The organism is Mycobacterium sp. (assembly GCF_052143115.1).
Classification (GTDB): domain Bacteria; phylum Actinomycetota; class Actinomycetes; order Mycobacteriales; family Mycobacteriaceae; genus Mycobacterium.
On sequence record NZ_JBKQTQ010000281.1, the window covers coordinates 1 to 22303 of the forward strand.

Here is a 22303-nt window from a genome sequence, read left to right on the forward strand (position 1 = left end):
TGTCGCTGCGATCTGGATGGTGGTGATGGCCGAGCCGAACCTGCGCAGCGCCTTGCTGGTCGAGGTACCCGAAGCGGAACCCCTTGTCCGCCAGTGGCGGATGGACCTCGACCCGCACGCCGCTTTAGGCGTCCCCGCCCATATCACCCTGCTTTTTCCGTTCGCTCCGCCGCCGCTTATCAGCACCACGATCCTCGATCGACTCGGCGAGCTGCTGACCGCGGTCGATGCGTTCAGCTACAACCTCATCGAGACCGGCTGGTTCGGCGACACGGTGCTATGGCTGGCTCCGGACCCGCTCGACCCGTTCAGAAGTCTCACCAGGCGCATCGGCGAAGCATTTACTGATTACCCGCCCTACGGCGGTCGGTTCGGCGAACCCGTTCCGCACCTGACGATCGCAGATGGTGGCCTACCCGAGCAGATGAAGGCTGCCGAAACTGCGGTCCAAGCCGGCCTTCCCATCAGCGCCACCGCGGCGTCGGTAAGCCTGCTGCACGAACTGGTAACCGGGCGATGGCAGCGCGCCGCGTCGTTTCCTCTCCGAAGGGCCACGTCCGACGCACAGCAACACCGCGGCCGTTGAAAGTCACCAAAACGCCGTGATGGCGGTGGCTCGTATAGTCGACGGGGTCAGCTGTGAAGGGGAGGAACCACGTGGCCGGTCGACCAGTGCACACCCTCAAAGTGGTGCGCCGCGAAGAACTCACGTCGCACATGTTTCGGGTTGTCCTCGGCGGCAGCGGCTTCGGCACCTTCACGCCCAGCAAGTTCACCGACTCCTACGTCAAGCTGGTTTTCGTCGGCGACGACGTCGATATGGCCAGCCTGCCCCAACCGCTGACGCTGGACAGTTTCGCCGACCTGCCGCCGGCCGAGCAGCCGGTGGTGCGGACCTTGACGGTGCGTCGTGCCGACCCGGCCGCTCGTGAGATCGCCATCGACGTCGTCGTGCACGGTGAGCACGGCGCAGCCGGATTGTGGGCCGCCACGGCCGAGCCCGGTCAGCCGGTGTACCTGATGGGCCCTAGTGGCGCCTACGCCCCGGATCCGGCCGCCGACTGGCACTTGCTGGCCGGCGACGAGACCGCGCTGCCGGCCATCAGCGTTGCGCTGGAAGCGTTGCCCGCCAATGCAATTGGCCAGGCGTTCATCGAGATCGCCGGGCCCGAAGACGAAATCCCGCTGACCGCACCGCAGGGTGTCCGGATCGATTGGATTTATCGCGGCGGGCGAGCCGATCTGATCGGCGAGGACCGGGCCGGCGACTTCGCGCCGTTGATCGAGGCGGTCAAGTCCGCCCCGTGGCTTCCCGGGCAGGTGCACGCCTTCGTGCACGGCGAAGCGCAGGTGGTCATGCACAACCTTCGGCCGTATATCCGCAAAGACCGCGAAGTGGATGCGAAGTGGGCGTCGATCTCGGGTTACTGGCGGCGCGGTCGCACCGAAGAGACGTTCCGGCAGTGGAAGAGAGAACTGGCTGAGGCTGAGGCCGGGGCCGGGGCTTACTAGGGGGCTCGTCAGCCAAAACACCGGCTGGCATGCTCATCGCATGGCATTCGGGGACTATCAAAACGAGATTTACTTCCAGGGTCTGGCGGGAGTGGCGCCGTCACTGCCGATGGTGTTCGCGGAACTGGAAGCCAAGGCCGCGAAGGCCCTACCGCCGTCGGTGTGGTCATACGTCGCAGGCGGGGCTGGGGACGAGCGCACCCAGCGGGCCAACTGCGAGGCTTTTCAGGGTTGGGGACTGATCCCGCGGATGTTCGTCGGCGCCAAGGAACGCGACCTGTCCGTCGAGCTGTTCGGGATGAAGCTGCCCACACCGGTGTTCATGGCGCCCATCGGGGTCATCGGGTTGTGTGCCCAGGACGGCCACGGCGACCTGGCCACCGCCCGCGCGGCCGCCCGCACCGGCGTTCCGATGGTCGCCTCGACGTTGACCGTCGACCCGATGGAAGATGTCGCTGCCGAGTTTGGCCAGACCCCCGGGTTCTTCCAGCTGTACACGCCGACCGACCGTGAGCTGGCCGCCAGCCTGGTGCACCGCGCCGAAGCGGCCGGCTTCAAGGGCATCGTCGTCACCCTCGACACCTGGGTTACCGGTTGGCGTCCGCGCGACCTGAGCACGTCGAACTTCCCCCAGTTGCGCGGACATTGCCTGAGCAACTACACCAGCGACCCGGTATTCCGTGCCAGCCTGTCGCAACCGCCCGAAGAGAACCCGCAGGGCGCCGTGCTGCGCTGGGCGCAGGTCTTCGGCAACCCGCTGACGTGGGACGACCTTCCGTGGCTGCGTTCGCTGACCAAGCTGCCGCTGCTCGTCAAGGGCATCTGTCACCCCGACGATGCGCGGCGCGCCAGGGACGGCGGTGTCGACGGCATCTACTGCTCCAACCACGGCGGCCGGCAGGCCAACGGCGGCTTGCCCGCGCTGGACTGCCTGCCGAGCGTGGTCGACGCCGCTGACGGGCTACCGGTGCTGTTCGACTCGGGGATCCGCAGCGGCGCCGACATCGTGAAGGCCCTCGCGCTCGGGGCGACCGCGGTGGGCATCGGGCGCCCCTATGCTTACGGCCTGGCGTTGGGCGGCGCCGACGGTATTGTGCACGTGCTGCGCGCTCTGCTGGCCGAAGCCGATCTGACCATGGCCGTCGACGGGTATCCATCACTGGCTGATCTCACTCCCGACACATTGCGGCGCGTCAGCTGAATCAGACGGTCGGTGTCTGCGACCGTGAGGTAGTGGAGGCGATCCTCGACGAGTTCGACGACTTTCTGGCCCTGCAGCGCGGTCGCTCGGCGCACACCCGTCGCGCTTACCTGGGCGACCTGCGCTCGTTGTTCGCCTTCCTGGACGAACGCGCGCCCGGGACCGGCCTACGTGGCCTGAGCCTGCTGGCGTTGCGGTCGTGGCTGGCCGCCGGGGCAGGCGCCGGTGCGGCACGCACCACGTTGGCACGCCGCACGTCGGCGGTTAAGGCGTTCACCGCGTGGGCGGTGCGGCGGGGGCTATTGAGCGAAGACCCGGCTACTCGGCTGCAGGTGCCGAAGACGCGTCGCAACCTGCCGGCGGTGTTGCGACAAGACCAGGCCCTGGCCGCCATGTCAGCCGCGAAATCCGGCTGCCAGCAAGGTGATCCGCTGGCGCTGCGGGACCGGTTGATTGTGGAGTTGTTGTACGCCACCGGGATTCGAGTCAGCGAGCTGTGCGGCCTGGACATCGACGACGTCGACACCGGGCATCGGGTGCTGCGCGTGCTCGGTAAGGGCGACAAGCAGCGCACCACCCCGTTCGGGGAACCGGCCGCCGATGCGTTGAGCCGATGGCTGGCCGACGGGCGTCCCGCGCTGGTCACCGCGGAGTCCGGGCCGGCGCTGCTGCTGGGCGCGCGGGGTCGACGGCTGGACGTGCGACAAGCCCGCACAGTTGTGCACCAGACCGTCGCCGCGGTGGACGGCGCACCCGATATGGGGCCGCATGGGCTGCGACACAGCGCGGCCACCCACCTGCTCGAGGGCGGGGCTGACCTACGGGTCGTGCAGGAGCTGCTCGGCCATTCCAGCCTGGCCACCACCCAGCTCTACACCCACGTCACGGTTGCCCGGTTGCGGGCGGTGCACGACCGGGCCCATCCGCGGGCCTGACCATCGCCCGACATCACCCGTGTAGCGGCTTGAGCCGGATCGGCGTGGACGCCACCAACCCCAGCGGATCGACATAATCCGCACGAGCGGCCGGCCCCCACATCGCTCCCCAGTGCAGACACGCCGCGACCGGACAACCCGGATGGCCGGCCAACAATTCGCCGATCACCGTCCCGGCGGTCAGCGGCTGTCCGACCCGCACGGACGCCTGCACCGGCTCGTAGCTGGTGTGCAAACCACCCGGGTGCGCCAACGACACCACCTGGCGGCCGGCCAGCATGCCCGTGTACACCACCGTCCCCGCGCCCGCGGCGTACACCGGTTGGCCAGGCCTACCCGCCAGGTCCACACCGCGGTGGCCGCGGTTCCAGTCCGGCGCCGGGGCGTCGAAGCTTCGCACCACCGCCGGGTGGGGCCGCAGCGGCCAATCCAGGCGGGGATCGTCACCGCGGGCCGGGCACGCCCAGATCAGCGCCGCGGCCACGATCACCGTCGCCCATCGCATATCCCCAGTTCACCGCGGCACCGGTGATGCAGCCAGCCAGCACTGTGGATAAAGCACCTGCTGAGACCGTGTAAACTGCTCCCCGCAGCCCGTATCAACGGACTGACTTCGCGCGTCTGCACCGCGTCTCCCGTTCCACTAGGAGTTCGCACCGCATGCCGGGCGGTCCCGTTCCACAACGGGTCCGGCATCGCAGCAGCCGCCAGGGCCCGGCTTCACCCGACGCCGGGCGACAACCGACACACAAAGGCATAAGCATGGCCGTCGTAACCATGAAGCAGCTGCTCGACAGCGGCACCCACTTCGGGCATCAGACCCGTCGCTGGAATCCCAAGATGAAGCGGTTCATCTTCACCGACCGCAATGGCATCTACATCATCGATCTGCAGCAGACGCTGACCTTCATCGACAAGGCGTACGAATTCGTCAAAGAGACCGTCGCCCATGGCGGCTCGGTGTTGTTTGTCGGTACCAAGAAGCAGGCGCAGGAGTCCGTCGCCGCCGAGGCCACCCGCGTCGGCATGCCGTATGTCAACCAGCGCTGGCTGGGCGGCATGCTCACCAACTTCTCCACGGTGCACAAGCGCCTGCAGCGCCTCAAGGAGCTCGAGGCGATGGAGCAGACCGGCGGGTTCGAGGGCCGCACCAAGAAGGAAATCTTGATGCTGACCCGCGAGAAGAACAAACTAGAGCGCAGCCTGGGCGGTATCCGCGACATGGCGAAGGTGCCATCCGCGGTCTGGATCGTCGACACCAACAAGGAGCACATCGCCGTCGGTGAGGCGCGCAAGCTGGGCATCCCGGTGATCGCGATCCTCGACACCAACTGCGACCCCGATCTCGTCGACTACCCGATTCCGGGCAACGACGACGCGATCCGCTCGGCGGCCCTGCTGACCAAGGTGATCGCCTCGGCGGTGGCCGAGGGCCTGCAGGCGCGTGCCGGTCTTGGCCGCGGCGACGGTAAGCCCGAAGCAGAAGCCGCCGAACCGCTAGCCGAGTGGGAGCAAGAGCTGCTGGCCTCGGCCACGGCAGCGCCGGTCGCCGAGCCGACCGCAGCCGCGGCGCCCGCCGAAACCCAAACCGAATCAACCTCCACGGAAGGCTGATATGGCCAACTACACCGCTGCCGACGTCAAGCGGCTTCGCGAGCTGACCGGCGCCGGCATGCTCGACTGCAAGAACGCACTGGCCGAAACCGACGGCGACTTCGACAAGGCCGTCGAGGCGCTGCGGATCAAGGGCGCCAAGGATGTCGGCAAGCGCGCCGAGCGGGCCACCGCCGAGGGTTTGGTCGCCGCCAAGGACGGCGCGCTGATCGAGCTGAACTGCGAGACCGACTTCGTCGCCAAGAACGCGGCGTTTCAAAAGCTCGCCGATGAGGTGGTGAGCGCTGCCGCGGCGGCCAAAGCGGCCGATGTCGATGCGCTCAAAGCGGTGACCACCGGTGGCAAAACCGTCGAACAGGCAATCGCCGAGCTGTCGGCCAAGATCGGGGAGAAGCTCGAGCTGCGCCGGGTCGCATTCCTCGACGGCACCGTCGAAACCTACTTGCACAAGCGCTCGGCGGACCTGCCGCCGGCCGTCGGTGTGCTGGTGGAATACTCGGGCGGCGGAACCGCCGCTGAAAAAGAGGCCGCGCACAGAGCCGCGCTGCAGATCGCCGCGCTCAAAGCCCGCTATCTGAGCCGCGAGGACGTGCCCGACGACGTGGTGGCCAGCGAACGGCGGATCGCCGAGGAGACCTCGCGCGCGGAAGGCAAACCCGAACAGGCGCTGCCCAAGATCGTCGAGGGCCGGCTGAACGGGTTCTTCAAAGATGTCGTGTTGCTCGAGCAACCGTCGGTGTCCGACAACAAGAAGACGGTCAAGGCGCTGCTCGACGAGGCCTGCGTCACCGTCACGCGGTTCGTCCGGTTCGAGGTCGGCCAGCAGTAGCATCAGCGGAGATGCGACACGTACACGCGTTCGGCGACGATGCACTCGGCGAGCTCGACGCGGTCGGCCTGGTCGATGCCATCAAGTCCGGTCGGGTAGACCGGGCCGAGGTCGTCGAGGCGGCGATCGCGCGCACCGAAGCCGTCAACGCGGCCGTGAACGGCTTGGCGTATCGCGCATTCGACCGAGCCCGCGCCGAAGCGGCTGAGCCGCCGGCACCGGCCGGCACTGGCTTTTTCAGCGGCGTACCCACCTTCGTCAAGGACAACGTCGACGTCGCCGGGCTGCCGACGATGCGGGGCACCGACGCCTGGGCACCGCGGCCGGCTGAGTTCGACAGCGACTTCGCGCGGCTGTACCTGGCCACCGGGATGACGTCGCTGGGCAAAACGCAAATGTCGGAGTACGGATTCAGCGCATCGGCCGAACACCCGCGACTCGGACCGGTCCGCAACCCGTGGGACACCGACCACACCGCAGGCGCGTCGTCGTCGGGATCCGGCGCCTTTGTCGCCGCCGGTGCGGTACCGATCGCACACGCTAACGACGGCGGCGGCTCGATCCGAATTCCGGCGTCCTGCAACGGACTTGTCGGGTTGAAGCCGTCTCGCGGCCGGCTGCCGCTGGACAAGGAAGTCAGCCGGATGCCGATTCGCCTCGTCGCCAACGGCGTGCTCACCCGATCGGTGCGTGACACCGCGGCCTTTTACCGCGAAGCCGAACGCATCTGGCGCCCACCGAAGCTGCCGCCGATCGGGGACGTGCAGCACCCCGGCAAGCAGCGGCTGAGGATAGCAGTCATCACCCGCTCGCCGCTGCGGGAGTGCAGTGCCGAACTGCGGGAGCTCACGCTGAAATCCGCCGCGCTACTCGAAGAACTCGGCCACCGCGTCGACCACGTGGAACGGCCGCCGGTGTCGTCCAGCTTCGCCGACGATTTCCTGCTGTATTGGGGGCTGCTGGCAACCGGTCAGATCCACCTCAACCAGCACGCGCTCGGCGACGGGTTCGACCGCACCCGGCTGGACAACCTGACCCTGGGCCTGGACCGGCACGCCCGCCGCAATATGCACGGTCTGCCGTTGGCGATTATCCGTCTGCGGGGCGCGCGCCGGCAGACCGCACGCTTCGCCCGAACCTATGACGCGGTGCTGACCCCGACGCTGGCCGACGAGACGCCGCCGATCGGTTACCTCGACCCCACCGCCGACTACCAGCAGATCATCGGCCGGCTGGAAGACTGGGTGGCGTTCACGCCGCTGCAGAACGTGACCGGGGAGCCTGCGATCTCGTTGCCGCTGGCCGAATCCGCCAACGGGCTGCCGGTGGGCATGATGATCTCCGCTGCCGTGGGCCAGGAAGTCCGGTTACTGGAATTGGCTTACGAACTGGAAGAGGCCCGGCCGTGGGCCCGCATCCAGGACGTCCGGTGACGATGCAGGCCGGGGCGGCCTGCTGAGGAGCCGGACCATCGGGGTCAGTCAGATCCCAGCGCTGCCAACATCCGTTTGAACTCGCGCTGATCGGCTGCGGACAGCTTGCCGAGGACGCGGGCGTCGGCCTCCCGCACGGCAGCCTCGGCACGCTTCAACAACGTCCGGCCCGCTCCGGTCAGCGTGGCCGGCAGCGCACGACCGGACGGCACCGATGCGGGCCTGGCCACTATGTGTGCGTTTTCTAACCGGTGCAACACCGTGTTCATCGCCTGCGGTGTGACATTGCCCTGCCGGGACAGTTCCGCGCTGGACATCCCGGGACTCATGGAAAGCATTCGCATGCAGACGAATTCGGGCAGCGTCAGACTTAGCGGACTCAGCACCGCGGCCACCTCCGGTCGCAGCGCGGCGACCACCTGATGTAGCAGGTATCCAAGTGGCGCGTCTTGTGTCGTGCTCATATCAACCATCTTGACATATATCAGTCGAGTTGATATATCTCGGGTATGACTGAAACGCAGAAGTTCGATTTCGATTTCGATCCGGCCTACCGCGGCGAGGCTCCTCAGTTCGGGGAAGGCCGACCGCCATGGAGTCTCGGTGAGCCGCAACCGGAGATCTCGGCGCTCATCGACCAGGGCAAAATCAAGGGCGACGTGCTGGACGCCGGCTGCGGTGAGGCGGCGCTGTCACTGCACCTGGCGGCGTTGGGGCACAACACCGTCGGGCTGGATGCCTCGCCCACCGCGATCGAGTTGGCAAGGGTCGAGGCGGCTAATCATGGATTGACCAACGCCTCGTTCGAGGTGGCCGACATCACTGACTTCACCGGCTATCCGACCGGTTCCGAAGGCCGGTTCGACACGATCGTGGACAGCACGCTGTTTCACTCGATGCCCGTCGAGCTGCGCGCCGGGTACCAGCGGTCGATCGTTCGCGCTGCCGCGCCTGGCGCGTCCTACTTCGTGCTGGTCTTCGATCGGGCGGGCATGCCCGAGGGCCCGCCCAACGCGGTCACTGAAGATGAGTTGCGCGATGTGGTGTCGCAGTATTGGGTCATCGACGAGATCCGACCGGCCAGAATTCATGCCAACGTGCCCGACGACAGAGTCGCCGAGTTTCCGGCTGTGGACCTGCGCGACGAGGGCAATGGACGTAAGTCCGTATCGGCCTGGCTGCTGTCCGCGCACCTGGCCTGAGCGGCAAGCGGTGGGCGGTTCGGGCTCAGCTGCTGCTTGAGCCAGTTCCTTGCCTCACGGTGCGAGCTGGACATGGCCCCGCCCCGGAGGCGGGGAAGGAGGTATCGCCTGTGATGGTGGTGGAGGAGGTGTCTCCTGTGGTGGTGCGGGTGCCTCCGGTTCTGGCGCAGGTGCCTCCTGTGGCGGTGGGGGTGCCTCCTGTGGTGCTGGGGGTGCCTCCTGTGGTGCTGGGGGCGCCTCCTGTTGTGGTGGGGGTCTCTGCCGTTGTCGTGGCGGAGGCGGCGGCTGTTCTGCTGGAGGTGGCGGTGCTTCGACAGGCGGCGCGACCGGCTTCACCGTCGGTGCCGGGATCTGTGGCTGAGGCGTCACGTCCCCCATGGGGGCTGGCCAGATCATTGCCGTGAGCACCGTGCCGTGTTCGCCGGATTCCGGCCGGCCCTGTCCGTTGTGTCCCGCCGCGAAAGCCTCATCGGGCGCCGATTGATGCCACGCCGCCGGTGCGGCGATCACGTTTGATGTCGGTGGTAGCTTCCACAAATCGTTTGCGCAGGCGGCTCCGTTTTGCATGCCCGCAGTGATCTGGTGCATCGGCTCGCTCACCGCGAGATGAGCCCGCTCCGATCGGAGCCACGTCGTCACAGGCAACGGTGCCGCACCCACCACGCTCGATGCGGTGCTCATTAAGGCGGTGATCACCGCACACTCAGCGGGTATTCGCCGCCTACGCGTAGCCATCAACTTCGACGGCGCTATGCCGTTCTGCTTCGATGCGGTCATACGCCTACATGCCGTCGCGCCGCGCCCCTAATCTGCGGGTTTGCGCGAAAGCCCAGTGGTGATTCACGGCTATAACCAGTTACGATATCCATCATTGCAGGCGCCAGACGCCTCCACTGTTGCCGCTTGGTGTCGATTCACTGAGATGTCGAGCAGGTGACACAGAAGAAATGGAAATCCTGCCGTGCGCACCGGCATCACCCGCCTCGCAGACGCTCTGGTTAGCGCTTCGGTAGTGCTGACCGCCGCGGTTATTTGCGGTGGCGCAGCAGGTGCCGACCCGGCTCAGGATCAGCAGTTTCTGGCGTTGCTCGAACAAGAACAGATTCCCGCCATCGATAACGTGCCTGGGATCGTCTACCGCGCCCATCAAATTTGTAGCGAACTCGATGGCGGCGCTTCGGTGCAGACCGTAGTCAACGATGAGATGAACAGTGCGTATGGGGACAATCCGGCTTTACACCTTTATCCCGCTCGTGTGAGAAGGACCGCGGTCAGATTCGTCATCGCATCAGTGGACGTCTACTGCCCAAGCCATCAAGGCGAGCTTCCCGCAGCGCCCTGAGGTGTGATCGCGCCGCCGGCCGGATTTGACGCGAGCGCAGAGCGGTTTGCTCGTCGCCGACTGGCAACCGTCGGACCACACGCGACACCGGTAGTCGCCGACCGCAGCAAACAACTGACGTATGGCGGGGCATGCTGACCGGGTGGCGAAGGCGGTCCGAGGGTAGGTCCGTCAGGCCGTACGAAGTACGATCCACCCAAATGCTGAAATAATTTATCCAGCCGCGGTGGCAACCCCGGTTGTCATTAGGTAGCTTAGCTTCGGGGCTACCGGCAGGTTCGAGCTGAGTTTTGGTCGGGTGGAACGATGAGTTGTCCGGCGCTGCGGCAGCCTTGGGATGAAGAGTGGATCCTGGCCGGCCAGCGCAGCGAGCTCCGCATCATCGGCTCTACGGTCGCGGACGCCCGAGTGCTCACCCTCGACGGTCTGCTCGACGGCACAACATACGTTCCGCTCCGCGACGCCATCGTCAAAACGGCGTTGGATGAACCTCTTGGGGTCATCGTCGACGTAAACGGCCTCACCGTCCGAGACGATCCGGCGTGGGCCGTGTTCACCAGCGCGCGTTGGCAGATCGCCGAATGGCCTGATATCCCGATAGGCCTGGTATGCGCCCGTGATCATGTCCAGAATACTTTGCACCGAAACGGCATAACGCGGTATGTGCCCGTGTTCCCAACACTTGAGTGCGCAATCACTGAGGTGCCCGCCGACGGACTGCGCCGGTATCGGCGCCGCGTCCGCGCCGAATTGCCGGCGACGAAGACCAGCATTCACCGATGCCGGCAGCTAGTTGCTCAGTGGTTGACGGCGTGGTCGAGAGTCGACTTCATCCATGCGGTTTCGATCGTCGCTACCGAACTGCTTGAAATGGCCGTTGCGGATACCAACAGCACGTTGTCGCTTCGAATGGAAACCGACGGGTCCACGGTGGCGGTGGCGGTACAACACGTCGAAATGACACCTACGGCCCGTGAGTCCGCAGATGAGAACGTCTCGGGCCTTGACCTCGTCGCGGCCAACTGTCGGGTGTGGGGCACGTACACCAGCGCGGCCGGCGCCACGGTATGGGCCGTGGTCGGCCCGGAAAACCGCTTCTGAGAATGTTTGTCACGATTGCTCGGCCGCCAGGCCAGCGCTAGGACCATCTGGGTCACCCCACTTTTGGGGGCGCGCCTAACCGGTCGGCGCCTTCGGCGGCTGCGGTTTTTACGGGCGCGCGTCGCCGTGTTTGTCGCCGTTTATCGGTGGGCGAAAAATGCCACGCAGGCGTCAGCGTGTTCGCCTGCCACTCGCAACTGTAGGCAGTGGTGTTTGAGGCCGGCGGGGGTGGGTATTGGAAATGACATGCGGTAACCGCCCGTGGTTATTCGGAGAGCCTCTCGAACGACCTCCCCGTCAGGGTTCTTGACGCGGGGAGGGCGTGTCAGCGGTCGAAACCGCTTCGTACCCTGCCCAATTGGAGCCAGTATGAGTTCTAACGACCATCGATCTGCGAATGTGCGGGCGCAGGCACGCCGTCAGGCGGATCGCGCGCGAGCCGCAATGGAGGACAAGCGTGAGGAGCAAGAGGGCGGCCTGAGCGGCTGGGTAGCTGAGCGTGCCGGCAAATGGGATCTCAGCGGCTTCGATGAGACCACCTTGCAGCGTCAGAAGTTCTTCTGGAACCTGCTGGTGGACTATTGGTTTCGAATGGAGATCGACGGCTGGGAAAACGTTGGAGATCCGCCGGCCTTGCTGGTCGGCATCCACTCCGGCGCCCCGTTTGTCTGGGATGCCTGGACTGTCGGTCTGCAATGGTGGCGACGGTTCGGCCAGGAGCGTCCACTGCACGGCACGGCGCATGACGCATTGATGGCCATTCCGGGGTTCGGCCGGTACTTCCGGTCGATGGGCGTATTACCCGCGGCGCCGGACGCCATCGCGACCGCGCTGGCCGAAGGTCGCGACGTGGCGCTCTGGCCCGGCGGCGAGGTGGACTCGCTGCGGCCGTGGACTGAGCGCGACCAGGCAAACCTGGCCGGACGAAAAGGATTCGTGAAGATGGCGATTCGCGCCGGAGTACCGATCGTGCCGATCGCGACCGTGGGAGGCGCCGACGCCATGCCGGTGCTGATTCGCGGTGACAGGCTTTCGCGGGCTTTGCGACTGGATCGGTTGCTGCGGCTCAAGGTGTTTCCGCTCGCCATCTCGCTGCCCTGGGGAATTGCCCCTGCCGCCCTGCCGCAGTTGCCGCTGCCGGCGAAGATCAGGACTCGATTCATGCCCGCAGTCCAGCTCGATCACGACCCCACTCGCGCTGACGACGACGAGTATGTCGGCCGCAAGTACCACGAAGTGGAGCACAGCATTCAGCGCGGGATGGACGCGCTGGCCCGCAAACGGGCATTGCCACTATTCGGTTAGGCCCGCACAAACGACGGGCCCGGTCCGTCACGGACCGGGCCCAGACGTCTGATGGATGGTCTACTTCTGGTGGGCCTGCTGGCGCTTTTCCGCGGCCGCGGCACCGGCACGAGCCGCTTCTGCCTCTGCTTCCTTCTTGGCGGCGTCACGCTGCGCTTGCGCCTTGTCCTGCTGGGCCTCGCCCTCGTGCTCGAGATCTTTGTTACCAAGCACGCTACCGACGGCCTCTTTGGCCAGGCCCTTGGCGCCCTCGACGACGCCCTTCACAGCTTCCTGCGGCCCACTCTTCTTCTTGTCGTCCGACATGGAGTCCCCTCCTCGTTTGCTCATATCGAGCTAACTTGCTCGACCACCGGCCGTTGGCTGGACCGGTTTTGGGCGCGGCGAAAAACGCTTCTGGTGTTGGCTTTTTGCGCTATGCCATTTCGCGCCATTTCGCGCCGCGTGGTCGGAATTCCCATGGGGCGCGGCGCTCAAACCCCTGCTCGCGGCGACCCGCATGCGACTCGCCGCGGTGAGGTTTTCGGCGCAGGTAGGACGGCTGAATGCGGTGGCTGTGACGCCTAACACGGCCTCGCAGGCGATGGATTCCGCCAGCTAACGGAATTGTCGTCGGGGGCGCGCAGTTACCGCCCAACGCCGTTGCGAGACAAACAATGCGCAATCCAGTCCACTCTCGGGACGCGCAGCCTGGCAATAAGGCAGGATGGAGTGTGCTGTCGTGGGGGATAGCTGGATGGCGCCCGCCCATGCGAGGAGTCTGATGAAGGAGCAGGAGCCGACGAGCACCAACGGCGCCGACGCGTTTCCACCGGACAACCAATATCCCGCCGGCAACCCCGCGACGCAGCCCAAGTACGCCCGAGTACTGCTCAAACTCGGCGGCGAGATGTTCGGCGGCGGACAGGTCGGACTGGATCCCGATGTGGTGTCGCTGGTCGCCCGCCAGATCGCCGAGGTGGTCCGCACCGGCGTGCAGGTCGCGGTCGTCATCGGCGGTGGCAACTTCTTCCGTGGCGCACAGCTTCAGCAACGCGGGATGGAGCGCAGCCGATCAGACTATATGGGGATGCTCGGTACCGTCATGAATAGCCTTGCGTTGCAAGACTTCCTAGAAAAAGAGGGCATCGTCACCCGGGTTCAGACCGCGATCACGATGGGCCAGGTCGCCGAGCCGTACATTCCGCTGCGGGCCCGGCGCCACCTGGAGAAGGGACGTGTGGTGATCTTCGGTGCCGGCATGGGGCTGCCGTACTTCTCGACGGACACCACAGCCGCACAGCGGGCATTGGAGATCGGCGCCGACGTTGTCCTGATGGCCAAGGCGGTCGACGGCGTGTTCGCAGAGGACCCGCGAGTGAATCCGTCGGCCGAGCTGCTCACCGCTATCACCCACCGGGAAGTCATCGAACGAGGGCTGCGGGTGGCCGATGCCACCGCATTCAGTTTGTGTATGGACAATGGCATGCCGATTCTGGTGTTCAACCTGCTTATCGATGGCAATATTGCTCGCGCGGTTGCGGGTGAGAAGATCGGAACGCTGGTCACTACCTAACGGGAGGAGCGGCGTTAGATGCGCGCCAGCGACGATGCAGAGCGCAGCGATGAGAAGGAGCGGCGCCATGATTGACGAAACCCTCTTCGATGCCGAAGAGAAGATGGAGAAGGCCGTCTCGGTGAGCCGTGACGACCTATCGACCATCAGGACCGGCCGCGCCAACCCGGGCATGTTCTCCCGCATCGTGATCGACTACTACGGTTCAACTACCCCGATCACCCAGCTGGCCAGCATCAATGTCCCGGAAGCGCGCCTGGTCGTGATCAAGCCGTACGAGGCGAGCCAGCTCGGGGCCATCGAGACGGCGATTCGCAACTCCGAACTAGGGGTGAATCCGACCAACGACGGCACACTGATCCGGGTTGCGGTACCCCAGCTGACCGAGGAACGTCGTCGCGAACTCGTCAAGCAAGCCAAAGCCAAGGGCGAAGACGCCAGGGTCTCGGTGCGCAACATCCGCCGCAAGGCGATGGAGGAACTGCACCGCATCCGCAAGGAGGGCGAGGCCGGCGAGGACGAGGTCGCGCGCGCGGAGAAGGACCTGGACAAGACCACGCACCAGTACGTGACCCAGATCGATGACCTGGTCAAGCACAAAGAAGGCGAGCTGCTGGAGGTCTAGCGGCCGCTCAGCTAACGACGTCCGTGGCAGAAACTGATACCGGCGCAGACATCCCGGCCAAGGGTTCGGTGCAAGAGCCGTCGGGGAAGAAGAAGTCGCGGGCCGGCCGAAACCTGCCGGCTGCGATCGCCGTCGGCGGGGCCATCGGCTGCACGATCATCGCGATCTTGATATTCGATCGATACCTGTGGGTCGGGCTGGTCGCCGCTGCCGTCGCCGTGGCCACCCATGAGGTGGTGCGGCGGCTGCGTGAGGCCGACTTCGTCATCCCCGTCATCCCGCTGTTGGTCGGCGGCCAGCTCACCATATGGCTGACCTGGCCATATGGGCCACGCGGTGCGCTCATCGGCTTCGGGGCCACCGCAGTGGTCTGCATGTTCTGGCGGTTGGCGTTGAAAGGCAAGCCCGCATCGCACGGCTCTGACGGCGCCGATTCGTCGTCGACGAACTACCTGCGGGATGTCGCGGCCACAGTCTTCCTGGCCGCCTGGGTGCCGTTGTTCGCCGCGTTCGGTGTGCTGCTGGTCTATCCCCCCGACGGATCTGGGCGAGTGTTCAGCCTGATGATTGGGGTGGTTTGCTCGGACGTCGGCGGCTACGTGGTGGGCGTGCTGTTCGGAAAGCATCCGATGGTCCCGGCGATCAGCCCGAATAAATCGTGGGAGGGACTGGCCGGTTCGCTGTTGTTCGGGGTCACCGCGACCGCTCTGACGGCGATCCTGCTGGCGCACAAACCAATCTGGGTCGGGGTGCTGCTGGGCTTCACGCTGGTAGCCACTGCCACCCTCGGCGACTTGGTGGAATCGCAAATCAAGCGTGACCTTGGGATCAAGGACATGGGCCGGATTCTGCCCGGCCACGGCGGCCTGATGGACCGACTGGATGGAGCCTTACCGTCGGCGGTGGCGACCTGGATCGTCCTGACGCTGGTGCCCTGACCGCCGCTGCAACCCCGGCGAGGACGGATACTGGTCGTGGGATGAAGCAACAGCTGGTATTCGAGGCGCCGCGCCGACGGCTGCCGCCACGGCATCTGGCCGACCTTGATGAGGCCGAACGTGTCGACGCCGTCGCGGCGCTCGGCCTGCCGCGGTTTCGCGCCAAACAACTCGCCCACCAGTACTACGGTCGGCTGATCGCCGACCCGCAGCAGATGACCGACCTGCCGGCTGCGATCCGCGGTCAGGTGGCCGAAGCCCTGTTCCCGCAGCTGCTGACTGCCACCCGGGATGTTGCCTGCGACGCCGGCCAGACCCGCAAGACGCTGTGGCGGGCGGCCGACGGCACCACCTTCGAGTCGGTGCTGATGCGCTACCCGCAGCGCAACACGGTGTGCATTTCCTCGCAGGCGGGGTGCGGCATGGCGTGCCCGTTCTGCGCCACCGGGCAGGGCGGTCTGACCCGAAACCTGTCGACCGCCGAGATCGTCGAACAGGTGCGCGCCGCGGCGGTGGCGCTACGGGACGACTGGGGAGACCGGCTGTCCAACGTGGTGTTCATGGGGATGGGGGAGCCGCTGGCCAACTACGCCAGGGTGCTGGCGGCGGTGCGTGGCATCACTTCACCATCCGGTTTCGGAATCTCGGCCCGATCGGTGACGGTGTCGACGGTCGGGCTGGCCCCGGCAATCCGCAAACTCGCCGACGAGCGGCTCGGCGTGACGCTAGCGCTGTCGCTGCATGCCCCTGACGACGAGCTGCGTGACACGCTGGTGCCGGTCAACAACCGGTGGAAGATCGACGAAGCGCTCGATGCCGCCCGCTACTACGCCGACGTGACCGGTCGGCGAGTTTCGGTGGAGTATGCCCTGATTCGTGACATCAACGATCAACCGTGGCGCGCAGACTTGCTGGGCAAGCGGCTGCATCGCGCACTGGGTCCGCTGGTGCATGTGAACGTCATTCCGCTGAACCCCACGCCCGGCAGCGACTGGGACGCCAGCCCGAAGCCCGCGCAGCGCGAGTTCGTCCGGCGGATCCGCGCCAGCGGCGTGCCCTGCACGGTTCGGGACACCCGCGGTCGCGAGATCGCCGCCGCGTGTGGCCAGCTCGCCGCCGACGGCGCAGGGCGCCGCCCTTGAACCGGACCGGGTGTGATCACGTCATCCCTATGTCATTCCAAAACAGGAGGTCAGCAGATGAAAATTCGGCTCATGAGTGCGATCGCGAGGCTGGCGTTCGTTGCAGTCTCCGCAGCCATGGCTTTCGGGCTGCTCACTGCACCACGGGCGCTGGCAGCCGACGATCGTCTGCAGTTCACCGGGACCACACTGTCCGGTGCGCCGTTCAATGGCGCGAGTCTGCAGGGCAAGCCGGCCGTGCTGTGGTTCTGGACGCCCTGGTGCCCGTTCTGCAACGCCGAAGGTCCCAGTATGAGCCAGGTGGCCGCCGCCAATCCGTCGGTCACCTTCGTCGGGGTCGCGGCCCACTCTGACGTTGGCGCGATGCAGAACTTCGTGTCGAAGTACAACTTGAATTTCACCAATCTCAACGACGCCGACGGGTCCATCTGGGCCCGCTACAACGTGCCGTGGCAGCCGGCCTACGTGTTCTATCGGGCCGACGGCACGTCCACGTTCGTGAACAACCCCACCTCGGCGATGTCTCAGCAGGAGCTCTCCGGCCGGGTTGCCGCGCTGACGTCCTAGCCTGAAAGTGGATCAGGGCCTGGTCAGCTTGGCGTTCACCGCCGGATTGGTAGCGGCGCTGAATCCATGCGGTTTTGCCATGCTGCCCGCCTACCTCATTCTAGTGGTACGCGGGGAGAGAGCCGACACGTCGACGGGATTGGCTGCGGTCGGTCGGGCGCTGGCGGCAACCGCCGGCATGGGGCTGGGGTTTTTGACGGTATTCGGGTTGTTCGGAGCGCTCACCATATCGGCGGGTACCATCGTGCAGCGGTATGTGCCGTACCTGACCGTGGTGATTGGCATTGTGCTTGTCGCCCTGGGGATTTGGTTGCTGACGGGCCGAGAGCTGACGTTGTTGACGCCCAGGCATCCGGGTGGACGATGGGCTCCGACGGCTCGGCTCGGTTCCATGTACGGCTACGGCGTGAGCTACGCGATCGCCTCGCTGTCGTGCACCATCGGCCCGTTTTTGGCGGTCACCGCCGCCGGCCTGCGCCGCGGCTCGGTGATCGGCGACGCATCGATCTATCTCGCCTATATCGCGGGCCTCACCCTGGTCGTTGGCGTGCTGGCGGTCGCCGCCGCGGCAGCGAGCACGGCGGTGGTGAATCGCCTGCGGCGAATCCTGCCCTACGTCAACCGGATCAGCGGAGCGCTGCTGGTGCTCGTCGGGCTGTATGTGGGCTATTACGGCCTCTACGAGATCCGCATCCGTACCGGCCAGGGAAACCCCTCCGATGCGTTGATCGCCGTGGCCGGTCACGTCCAAGGAGCGGTGGCCGGGTGGGTGTACCGGCACGGTGGGTGGCCGTGGGCCCTGACGTTGGGCGTGCTCATGGTCGGCGCGTTGGCCGCCGCGGGTTATCGACGGGCGCGTCGCAGCAGTCGCGCACCACACTGATGCTTGTGATGACATCAAAATGATGTCACCATGACACCATGGATTTGCAGCCGTACGTGGAAGCGGTACGCCACGAGTTGAACCTGGCCGCCGCCGCTGCCGGCGCTGAGGCGCAAGCACTGGCCGATCGGCTCAGCGCGCCATTAGAGTCGGCGATCCGCCTGGCCCTGCTGGAAGCGCTCTCGGCCGGCGTCGAAGAGATCACCAGCGAGCTCGCTCCACGTTCGGTGGAGGTCCGGCTGCGCGGCCGCGATCCCGAGTTCGTGGTCAGCGCGCCGCTCGACGAGCCGGTGGGGCAGCAGCCGTTCGACGTCGCATTCGGCGACGAAGACGGCGGCACCTGGCGAATCACCCTGCGACTCCCGGAGAGTTTGCGGGCCGCGGTTGAGGCCGCGACGCGCCACGACGGGTCGTCGCTGAACGCCTGGCTGGTCCGGGCGGTCGCGGCGGCGGTCCAGTCCAAAGCCGGCCGGGCCACCCTCGGCAGCGCCCGGCAAGTAACCGGCTGGGTGCGCTGATATCGCTCGCCACCCCGATCGAAGGAGAAACCCAATGCCCACTTTCGACACCCCTGAGCCCCTCGCGGTGCGCGTCGAGGCCGCCGCCGGTTCCGTCCGGCTCGTCGCGACGGACCGCGACGACACCGTCGTGGAGGTGCGCGCCCACGACGAGTCCCGTGCCGCCGACGTGCGAGCAGCCGAGCAGACCCGGGTGGAGTGCTCCAACGGCAAGCTGACGGTGTCTGCGGCGCGGCGCGGCTTCGCGCTCTTCCGGGGCGGCGCAGTCGACATCGACATCGCGCTGCCGTCGGGGTCCGGATTGAAAGTGTCGGTCGCTTCGGCCGACGTGCGCGCCGAGGGCGCATTCGCCGACTGTCGGGTTTCCTCGGCCAGCGGCGACGTCGACGTCGACCACGTCGAGGGAAACCTCAAGGCGGCCACCGCTTCCGGGTCGATCGCCGTAGCAGCGGTCGCCGGAAACGGGTCGGTTGCGACGGCATCCGGCACCGCGGCGATCGGTGAACTCGACGGAGATCTGGTGTTCAAGGCGGCCAGCGGTGACCTCAGCGTCGCGCGACTGTGCGGCGATCTGCGTGCGCAGACAGCATCGGGATCGGTGACCGTCGCGACGGCGGTACGGGGCGCGATCTCGGCGTTCACCAGCAGCGGTGAGGTCGGGGTCGGGGTCGCCCAAGGCACCGCCGCCCGGTTGGACTTGATCACCGGCTCAGGCGCGGTCACCAACCTGCTCGAGTCCGCCGATGGACCGGCCGAGGGCGACGACACACTGCTCATTCAGGTGCGCACCGGCTCCGGAGACATCGACACCCACCGGGCGGTTGCGACGCACAGTACGCCCGGCTGAGCTGCCCTACCTGAGCCAGCCGCGTCGGCGGCCCCACCAGTCACGCACGACGAAGAAGAGAACTACGGCCGCGAAGCCGATCACATACAAGTTCTCGATGTGGCCGACGTGATTGCCGTCCAGCATCGCCAGCAAAAGGCCGACGATGCACAGCCCGACGATGCGCCAGTTGCGGTGGTTGATTTTGCTCCAGCCCCAGTGCGCTGACGGCACATCGGCGACGTCGACCCCGCTGCTGTAGCGCTCCACCTCGGTACTGGCCACCGCGACTCCTCGGACGATTGGGATGCCCCGACATTCTGGCACACACCGGTTGCAGCAGCACCGCGGGCGCTTCAGCGACGCGGCACAATGAGAGGGTGACCAACCGCCGCCTCAAGACCTTGGTGCTGGGCAGTACCGGCTCCATCGGCACCCAGGCGCTCGAGGTCATCGCCGCGAACCCGGATCGCTTCGAGCTGGTCGGGCTGGGCGCCGGCGGCGCACACCCGGACCTGCTGGCTCGACAGCGCGCCGAGACCGGCGTGAGCAATATCGCCGTCGCCGACCAGCGCACCGCGCAGACCCTCGGCGACGTCACCTACGACGGGCCCGACGCAGTCACTCGGCTGATCGAGAACACCGAGGCCGACGTCGTGCTCAATGCGCTGGTCGGCGCGCTGGGCCTGCAGCCGACGCTGACCGTGCTGGCCTCGGGCGCCCGGCTGGCCCTGGCGAACAAGGAATCCCTGATCGCCGGCGGACCGCTGGTGCTGCAGGCGGCGCGACCCGGCCAGATCGTGCCGGTGGACTCCGAGCACTCCGCGCTGGCGCAATGCCTGCGCGGCGGCTCCGCCGACGAGGTCGCCAAGCTGGTGCTCACCGCCTCCGGCGGGCCGTTCCGCGGCTGGTCGGCCGCCGATCTCGAGCACGTCACGCCCGAGCAGGCCGGCGCCCATCCGACCTGGTCGATGGGGCCGATGAACACCTTGAACTCGGCGTCGCTGGTCAACAAGGGTCTCGAGCTCATCGAAGCCCATCTGCTCTTCGGCATCCCGTACCGGCGCATCGACGTCGTTGTGCACCCGCAGTCGATCGTGCATTCCATGGTCACGTTCACCGACGGCTCGACGATCGCGCAGGCCAGTCCGCCGGACATGAAACTGCCGATCGCGCTGGCGCTGGGCTGGCCGGCCAGGGTGCCCGGTGTCGCCGCGGCCTGCGACTTCTCCACGGCGTCGAGCTGGGAGTTCCAGCCACTGGACAACCAGGTCTTCCCGGCCGTCGAGCTGGCCCGACAGGCCGGCGAGACGGGCGGTTGCATGACCGCCGTCTACAACGCGGCCAACGAAGAAGCAGCAGAGGCCTTCCTGGCGGGGCGGATCGGTTTCCCGGCCATCGTGCGCACAATTGCCGACGTGCTGAGCGCCGCCGACCAGTGGAGCGCCGAACCCGCTACCGTAGAAGATGTACTTGACGCGCAGCGCTGGGCCCGCGAGAAGGCCAAGCGCCTGATTGAGCGAGTCACACAGGAGGTCCTACCAACCCGATGATGTTCGTTATCGGCATCGTGCTGTTCGCGCTCGCCATCCTGATTTCCGTGGCGTTGCACGAGTGCGGTCACATGTGGGTCGCCTTGGCGACCGGCATGAAGGTGCGCCGTTATTTCGTGGGCTTCGGGCCGACGCTGTGGTCGACGCGGCGCGGCGAAACGGAGTACGGCATCAAGGCCATTCCGGCCGGCGGCTTCTGCGACATCGCCGGCATGACGTCGGTCGAGGAGCTCGCGCCTGACGAGCGAGACCGCGCTATGTACAAGCAGAAGACCTGGAAACGCGCCGCGGTGTTGTTCGCCGGGCCGGGCATGAACTTCGTCATCGGCTTGGTGCTGATTTACGCCATCGCGGTGATCTGGGGCCTGCCCAACCTGCATCCCTCCGCTGTTATCGGCCAAACCGCTTGTGCGGCAAGCGAAATCAAACAAGGCCAGTTTGAGAAGTGCACCGGGGACGGGCCTGCGGCCGCCGCGGGCATCCGGGCCGGCGACGTGGTGGTCAAGGTCGGCGACACCCCGGTGACCGACTTCTCCGACATGGCCGCCGCGGTGCAGAAGCTGCACGGCACTGTTCCGATCGTGATCAAGCGGGACGGCCAAACGATGACCAAATACGTCGACATCGCGCAGCGGCAACGCTGGGTCACCGACGGTAAAGGCGGCCCGAAGCTGGCCACGATCGGGGCGATGGGCGTGATGGGCACCGCAACCGGGCCCACGCATTACAACGCGGTCACCGCGGTGCCGGCCACGTTCGCCTTCACCGGCAACCTGTCGGTCCTGCTGGGCAAGTCGCTGGTTGCCATCCCGACCAAAGTCGGCGCGCTGATCCACGCGATCGGCGGTGGGGAGCGCTCCCTCGATACACCGATCAGCGTTGTCGGCGCGAGCATCATCGGCGGCGATACCGTCGACCACGGCGTCTGGATGGCGTTCTGGTTGTTCCTGGCCCAGCTGAACTTCATCCTTGGCGTCATCAACCTGGTGCCGTTGCTGCCGTTCGACGGCGGGCACATCGCGATCGCGGTGTTTGAGAAGGTGCGCAACATGATCCGGTCGGCCCGGGGCAAGGTCGCGGCCGCGCCGGTCAACTACCTCAAACTCATGCCCGCGACCTACGTAATCTTGGTCCTGGTGGTCGGTTACATGTTTCTGACCGTGACCGCTGACGTGGTCAACCCGATCCGACTGTTCCAGTAGGCCTAACAGAAAGGGAGAGA

The 22303-nt window shown here is 66.3% G+C and carries 25 protein-coding genes and 1 pseudogene; 22 read left to right on the plus strand and 4 right to left on the minus strand.

Annotation, left to right across the window (positions count from 1 at the left end):
* From ACLQI9_RS27195 to ACLQI9_RS27210, 4 genes are all read left to right on the plus strand, one after another.
* The coding region (locus ACLQI9_RS27195) for a 2'-5' RNA ligase family protein (protein WP_442382514.1) at window positions 1-586 on the plus strand (586 nt) is incomplete at its 5' end.
* A gap of 71 nt (window positions 587-657) precedes the next feature.
* The gene (locus ACLQI9_RS27200; RefSeq protein WP_442382515.1) at window positions 658-1512 is read left to right on the plus strand and encodes a siderophore-interacting protein; all 855 of its coding nucleotides are present in this window, start codon (window positions 658-660) and stop codon (window positions 1510-1512) included.
* A 40-nt stretch (window positions 1513-1552) separates the two neighbouring features.
* A complete protein-coding gene (locus ACLQI9_RS27205) occupies window positions 1553-2713 on the plus strand; it encodes an alpha-hydroxy-acid oxidizing protein (protein ID WP_442382516.1) in 1161 nt (386 codons plus the stop codon).
* A gap of 32 nt (window positions 2714-2745) precedes the next feature.
* Window positions 2746-3648, plus strand: a complete 903-nt coding sequence (locus tag ACLQI9_RS27210) for a tyrosine recombinase XerC (protein ID WP_442382517.1) — start codon at window positions 2746-2748, stop codon at window positions 3646-3648.
* Window positions 3649-3670: 22 nt separating this feature from the next.
* Here ACLQI9_RS27210 and ACLQI9_RS27215 read toward each other — a convergent pair.
* Window positions 3671-4114, minus strand: a pseudogene (locus ACLQI9_RS27215) (M23 family metallopeptidase); the annotation flags it as partial.
* Between the two features lie 296 nt (window positions 4115-4410).
* Between ACLQI9_RS27215 and rpsB the strand changes: the two are divergent.
* From rpsB to ACLQI9_RS27230, 3 genes are read left to right on the plus strand one after another with little or no spacing between them, the layout of a single operon-like run.
* On the plus strand, window positions 4411-5262 hold the full coding sequence (gene rpsB / locus ACLQI9_RS27220; RefSeq protein ID WP_442382518.1) for a 30S ribosomal protein S2: 852 nt from the start codon (window positions 4411-4413) through the stop codon (window positions 5260-5262).
* Between the two features lies 1 nt (window position 5263).
* On the plus strand, window positions 5264-6091 hold the full coding sequence (gene tsf / locus ACLQI9_RS27225) for a translation elongation factor Ts (RefSeq protein WP_442382519.1): 828 nt from the start codon (window positions 5264-5266) through the stop codon (window positions 6089-6091).
* 11 nt (window positions 6092-6102) lie between these two features.
* On the plus strand, window positions 6103-7524 hold the full coding sequence (locus ACLQI9_RS27230; protein ID WP_442382520.1) for an amidase: 1422 nt from the start codon (window positions 6103-6105) through the stop codon (window positions 7522-7524).
* Window positions 7525-7568: 44 nt separating this feature from the next.
* On the opposite strand, the gene ACLQI9_RS27235 is transcribed toward ACLQI9_RS27230, so the two are convergent.
* Window positions 7569-7988 carry a MarR family winged helix-turn-helix transcriptional regulator gene (locus tag ACLQI9_RS27235; RefSeq protein ID WP_442382521.1) on the minus strand — a complete coding sequence of 140 codons (420 nt, stop codon included), beginning with the start codon at window positions 7986-7988 and terminating at the stop codon, window positions 7569-7571.
* A gap of 45 nt (window positions 7989-8033) precedes the next feature.
* On the opposite strand from ACLQI9_RS27235, the gene ACLQI9_RS27240 reads away from it, so the two are divergent.
* From ACLQI9_RS27240 to ACLQI9_RS27260, 5 genes are all read left to right on the plus strand, one after another.
* A complete protein-coding gene (locus tag ACLQI9_RS27240; RefSeq protein ID WP_442382522.1) occupies window positions 8034-8726 on the plus strand; it encodes a class I SAM-dependent methyltransferase in 693 nt (230 codons plus the stop codon).
* Between the two features lie 110 nt (window positions 8727-8836).
* The gene (locus ACLQI9_RS27245) at window positions 8837-9130 is read left to right on the plus strand and encodes a hypothetical protein (protein ID WP_442382523.1); all 294 of its coding nucleotides are present in this window, start codon (window positions 8837-8839) and stop codon (window positions 9128-9130) included.
* Window positions 9131-9687: 557 nt separating this feature from the next.
* A complete protein-coding gene (locus ACLQI9_RS27250) occupies window positions 9688-10068 on the plus strand; it encodes a DUF732 domain-containing protein (protein WP_442382524.1) in 381 nt (126 codons plus the stop codon).
* A gap of 306 nt (window positions 10069-10374) precedes the next feature.
* Entirely contained in the window at window positions 10375-11169 is a 795-nt protein-coding gene (locus ACLQI9_RS27255) for an STAS domain-containing protein (RefSeq protein ID WP_442382525.1), read from the plus strand.
* A 369-nt stretch (window positions 11170-11538) separates the two neighbouring features.
* Complete coding sequence (locus tag ACLQI9_RS27260) at window positions 11539-12474, plus strand: lysophospholipid acyltransferase family protein (protein WP_442382526.1); 936 nt, start codon at window positions 11539-11541, stop codon at window positions 12472-12474.
* Between the two features lie 60 nt (window positions 12475-12534).
* On the opposite strand, the gene mbp1 is transcribed toward ACLQI9_RS27260, so the two are convergent.
* Window positions 12535-12780 carry a microaggregate-binding protein 1 gene (mbp1, locus tag ACLQI9_RS27265; RefSeq protein ID WP_442382527.1) on the minus strand — a complete coding sequence of 82 codons (246 nt, stop codon included), beginning with the start codon at window positions 12778-12780 and terminating at the stop codon, window positions 12535-12537.
* Window positions 12781-13237: 457 nt separating this feature from the next.
* On the opposite strand from mbp1, the gene pyrH reads away from it, so the two are divergent.
* From pyrH to ACLQI9_RS27305, 8 genes are all read left to right on the plus strand, one after another.
* Window positions 13238-14029 (plus strand): UMP kinase, encoded by a 792-nt coding sequence (gene pyrH, locus ACLQI9_RS27270; RefSeq protein WP_442382528.1) that lies wholly within the window; start codon window positions 13238-13240, stop codon window positions 14027-14029.
* 67 nt (window positions 14030-14096) lie between these two features.
* Window positions 14097-14654, plus strand: coding sequence for a ribosome recycling factor (gene frr, locus ACLQI9_RS27275; protein ID WP_442382529.1), 558 nt, complete (start codon window positions 14097-14099; stop codon window positions 14652-14654).
* Between the two features lie 23 nt (window positions 14655-14677).
* Window positions 14678-15592, plus strand: coding sequence for a phosphatidate cytidylyltransferase (locus ACLQI9_RS27280; RefSeq protein ID WP_442382530.1), 915 nt, complete (start codon window positions 14678-14680; stop codon window positions 15590-15592).
* Between the two features lie 41 nt (window positions 15593-15633).
* Window positions 15634-16734, plus strand: a complete 1101-nt coding sequence (gene rlmN / locus ACLQI9_RS27285; RefSeq protein ID WP_442382531.1) for a 23S rRNA (adenine(2503)-C(2))-methyltransferase RlmN — start codon at window positions 15634-15636, stop codon at window positions 16732-16734.
* Between the two features lie 57 nt (window positions 16735-16791).
* Entirely contained in the window at window positions 16792-17301 is a 510-nt protein-coding gene (locus ACLQI9_RS27290; protein WP_442382532.1) for a protein disulfide oxidoreductase, read from the plus strand.
* A gap of 7 nt (window positions 17302-17308) precedes the next feature.
* A complete protein-coding gene (locus ACLQI9_RS27295; RefSeq protein ID WP_442382533.1) occupies window positions 17309-18184 on the plus strand; it encodes a cytochrome c biogenesis CcdA family protein in 876 nt (291 codons plus the stop codon).
* Between the two features lie 38 nt (window positions 18185-18222).
* Window positions 18223-18702, plus strand: a complete 480-nt coding sequence (locus tag ACLQI9_RS27300) for a histidine kinase (protein WP_442382534.1) — start codon at window positions 18223-18225, stop codon at window positions 18700-18702.
* Window positions 18703-18736: 34 nt separating this feature from the next.
* The gene (locus ACLQI9_RS27305; protein WP_442382535.1) at window positions 18737-19549 is read left to right on the plus strand and encodes a DUF4097 family beta strand repeat-containing protein; all 813 of its coding nucleotides are present in this window, start codon (window positions 18737-18739) and stop codon (window positions 19547-19549) included.
* A gap of 6 nt (window positions 19550-19555) precedes the next feature.
* Here the strand turns inward: ACLQI9_RS27305 and ACLQI9_RS27310 are convergent, their stop codons facing one another.
* The gene (locus ACLQI9_RS27310; protein ID WP_442382536.1) at window positions 19556-19813 is read right to left on the minus strand and encodes a DUF2631 domain-containing protein; all 258 of its coding nucleotides are present in this window, start codon (window positions 19811-19813) and stop codon (window positions 19556-19558) included.
* Window positions 19814-19908: 95 nt separating this feature from the next.
* On the opposite strand from ACLQI9_RS27310, the gene dxr reads away from it, so the two are divergent.
* Window positions 19909-21081 (plus strand): 1-deoxy-D-xylulose-5-phosphate reductoisomerase, encoded by a 1173-nt coding sequence (gene dxr / locus ACLQI9_RS27315; RefSeq protein ID WP_442382537.1) that lies wholly within the window; start codon window positions 19909-19911, stop codon window positions 21079-21081.
* The gene (locus ACLQI9_RS27320; RefSeq protein WP_442382538.1) at window positions 21078-22283 is read left to right on the plus strand and encodes a M50 family metallopeptidase; all 1206 of its coding nucleotides are present in this window, start codon (window positions 21078-21080) and stop codon (window positions 22281-22283) included. Before dxr ends, ACLQI9_RS27320 begins: the two co-directional genes overlap by 4 nt.
* Window positions 22284-22303 lie beyond the last annotated feature (20 nt).

Excerpts from the sequence above, each read along its gene's own strand:
- ACLQI9_RS27205 (WP_442382516.1), top strand. The coding sequence starts at position 1,553 with ATGGCATTCGGGGACTATCAAAACGAGATTTACTTCCAGGGTCTGGCG.
- rpsB (WP_442382518.1), top strand. The coding sequence starts at position 4,411 with ATGGCCGTCGTAACCATGAAGCAGCTGCTCGACAGCGGCACCCACTTC.
- tsf (WP_442382519.1), top strand. The coding sequence starts at position 5,264 with ATGGCCAACTACACCGCTGCCGACGTCAAGCGGCTTCGCGAGCTGACC.
- ACLQI9_RS27230 (WP_442382520.1), top strand. The coding sequence starts at position 6,103 with ATGCGACACGTACACGCGTTCGGCGACGATGCACTCGGCGAGCTCGAC.
- ACLQI9_RS27235 (WP_442382521.1), bottom strand. The coding sequence starts at position 7,988 with ATGAGCACGACACAAGACGCGCCACTTGGATACCTGCTACATCAGGTG.
- ACLQI9_RS27240 (WP_442382522.1), top strand. The coding sequence starts at position 8,034 with ATGACTGAAACGCAGAAGTTCGATTTCGATTTCGATCCGGCCTACCGC.
- ACLQI9_RS27255 (WP_442382525.1), top strand. The coding sequence starts at position 10,375 with ATGAGTTGTCCGGCGCTGCGGCAGCCTTGGGATGAAGAGTGGATCCTG.
- ACLQI9_RS27260 (WP_442382526.1), top strand. The coding sequence starts at position 11,539 with ATGAGTTCTAACGACCATCGATCTGCGAATGTGCGGGCGCAGGCACGC.
- mbp1 (WP_442382527.1), bottom strand. The coding sequence starts at position 12,780 with ATGTCGGACGACAAGAAGAAGAGTGGGCCGCAGGAAGCTGTGAAGGGC.
- pyrH (WP_442382528.1), top strand. The coding sequence starts at position 13,238 with ATGAAGGAGCAGGAGCCGACGAGCACCAACGGCGCCGACGCGTTTCCA.
- frr (WP_442382529.1), top strand. The coding sequence starts at position 14,097 with ATGATTGACGAAACCCTCTTCGATGCCGAAGAGAAGATGGAGAAGGCC.
- rlmN (WP_442382531.1), top strand. The coding sequence starts at position 15,634 with ATGAAGCAACAGCTGGTATTCGAGGCGCCGCGCCGACGGCTGCCGCCA.
- ACLQI9_RS27290 (WP_442382532.1), top strand. The coding sequence starts at position 16,792 with ATGAAAATTCGGCTCATGAGTGCGATCGCGAGGCTGGCGTTCGTTGCA.
- ACLQI9_RS27300 (WP_442382534.1), top strand. The coding sequence starts at position 18,223 with ATGGATTTGCAGCCGTACGTGGAAGCGGTACGCCACGAGTTGAACCTG.
- ACLQI9_RS27305 (WP_442382535.1), top strand. The coding sequence starts at position 18,737 with ATGCCCACTTTCGACACCCCTGAGCCCCTCGCGGTGCGCGTCGAGGCC.
- ACLQI9_RS27320 (WP_442382538.1), top strand. The coding sequence starts at position 21,078 with ATGATGTTCGTTATCGGCATCGTGCTGTTCGCGCTCGCCATCCTGATT.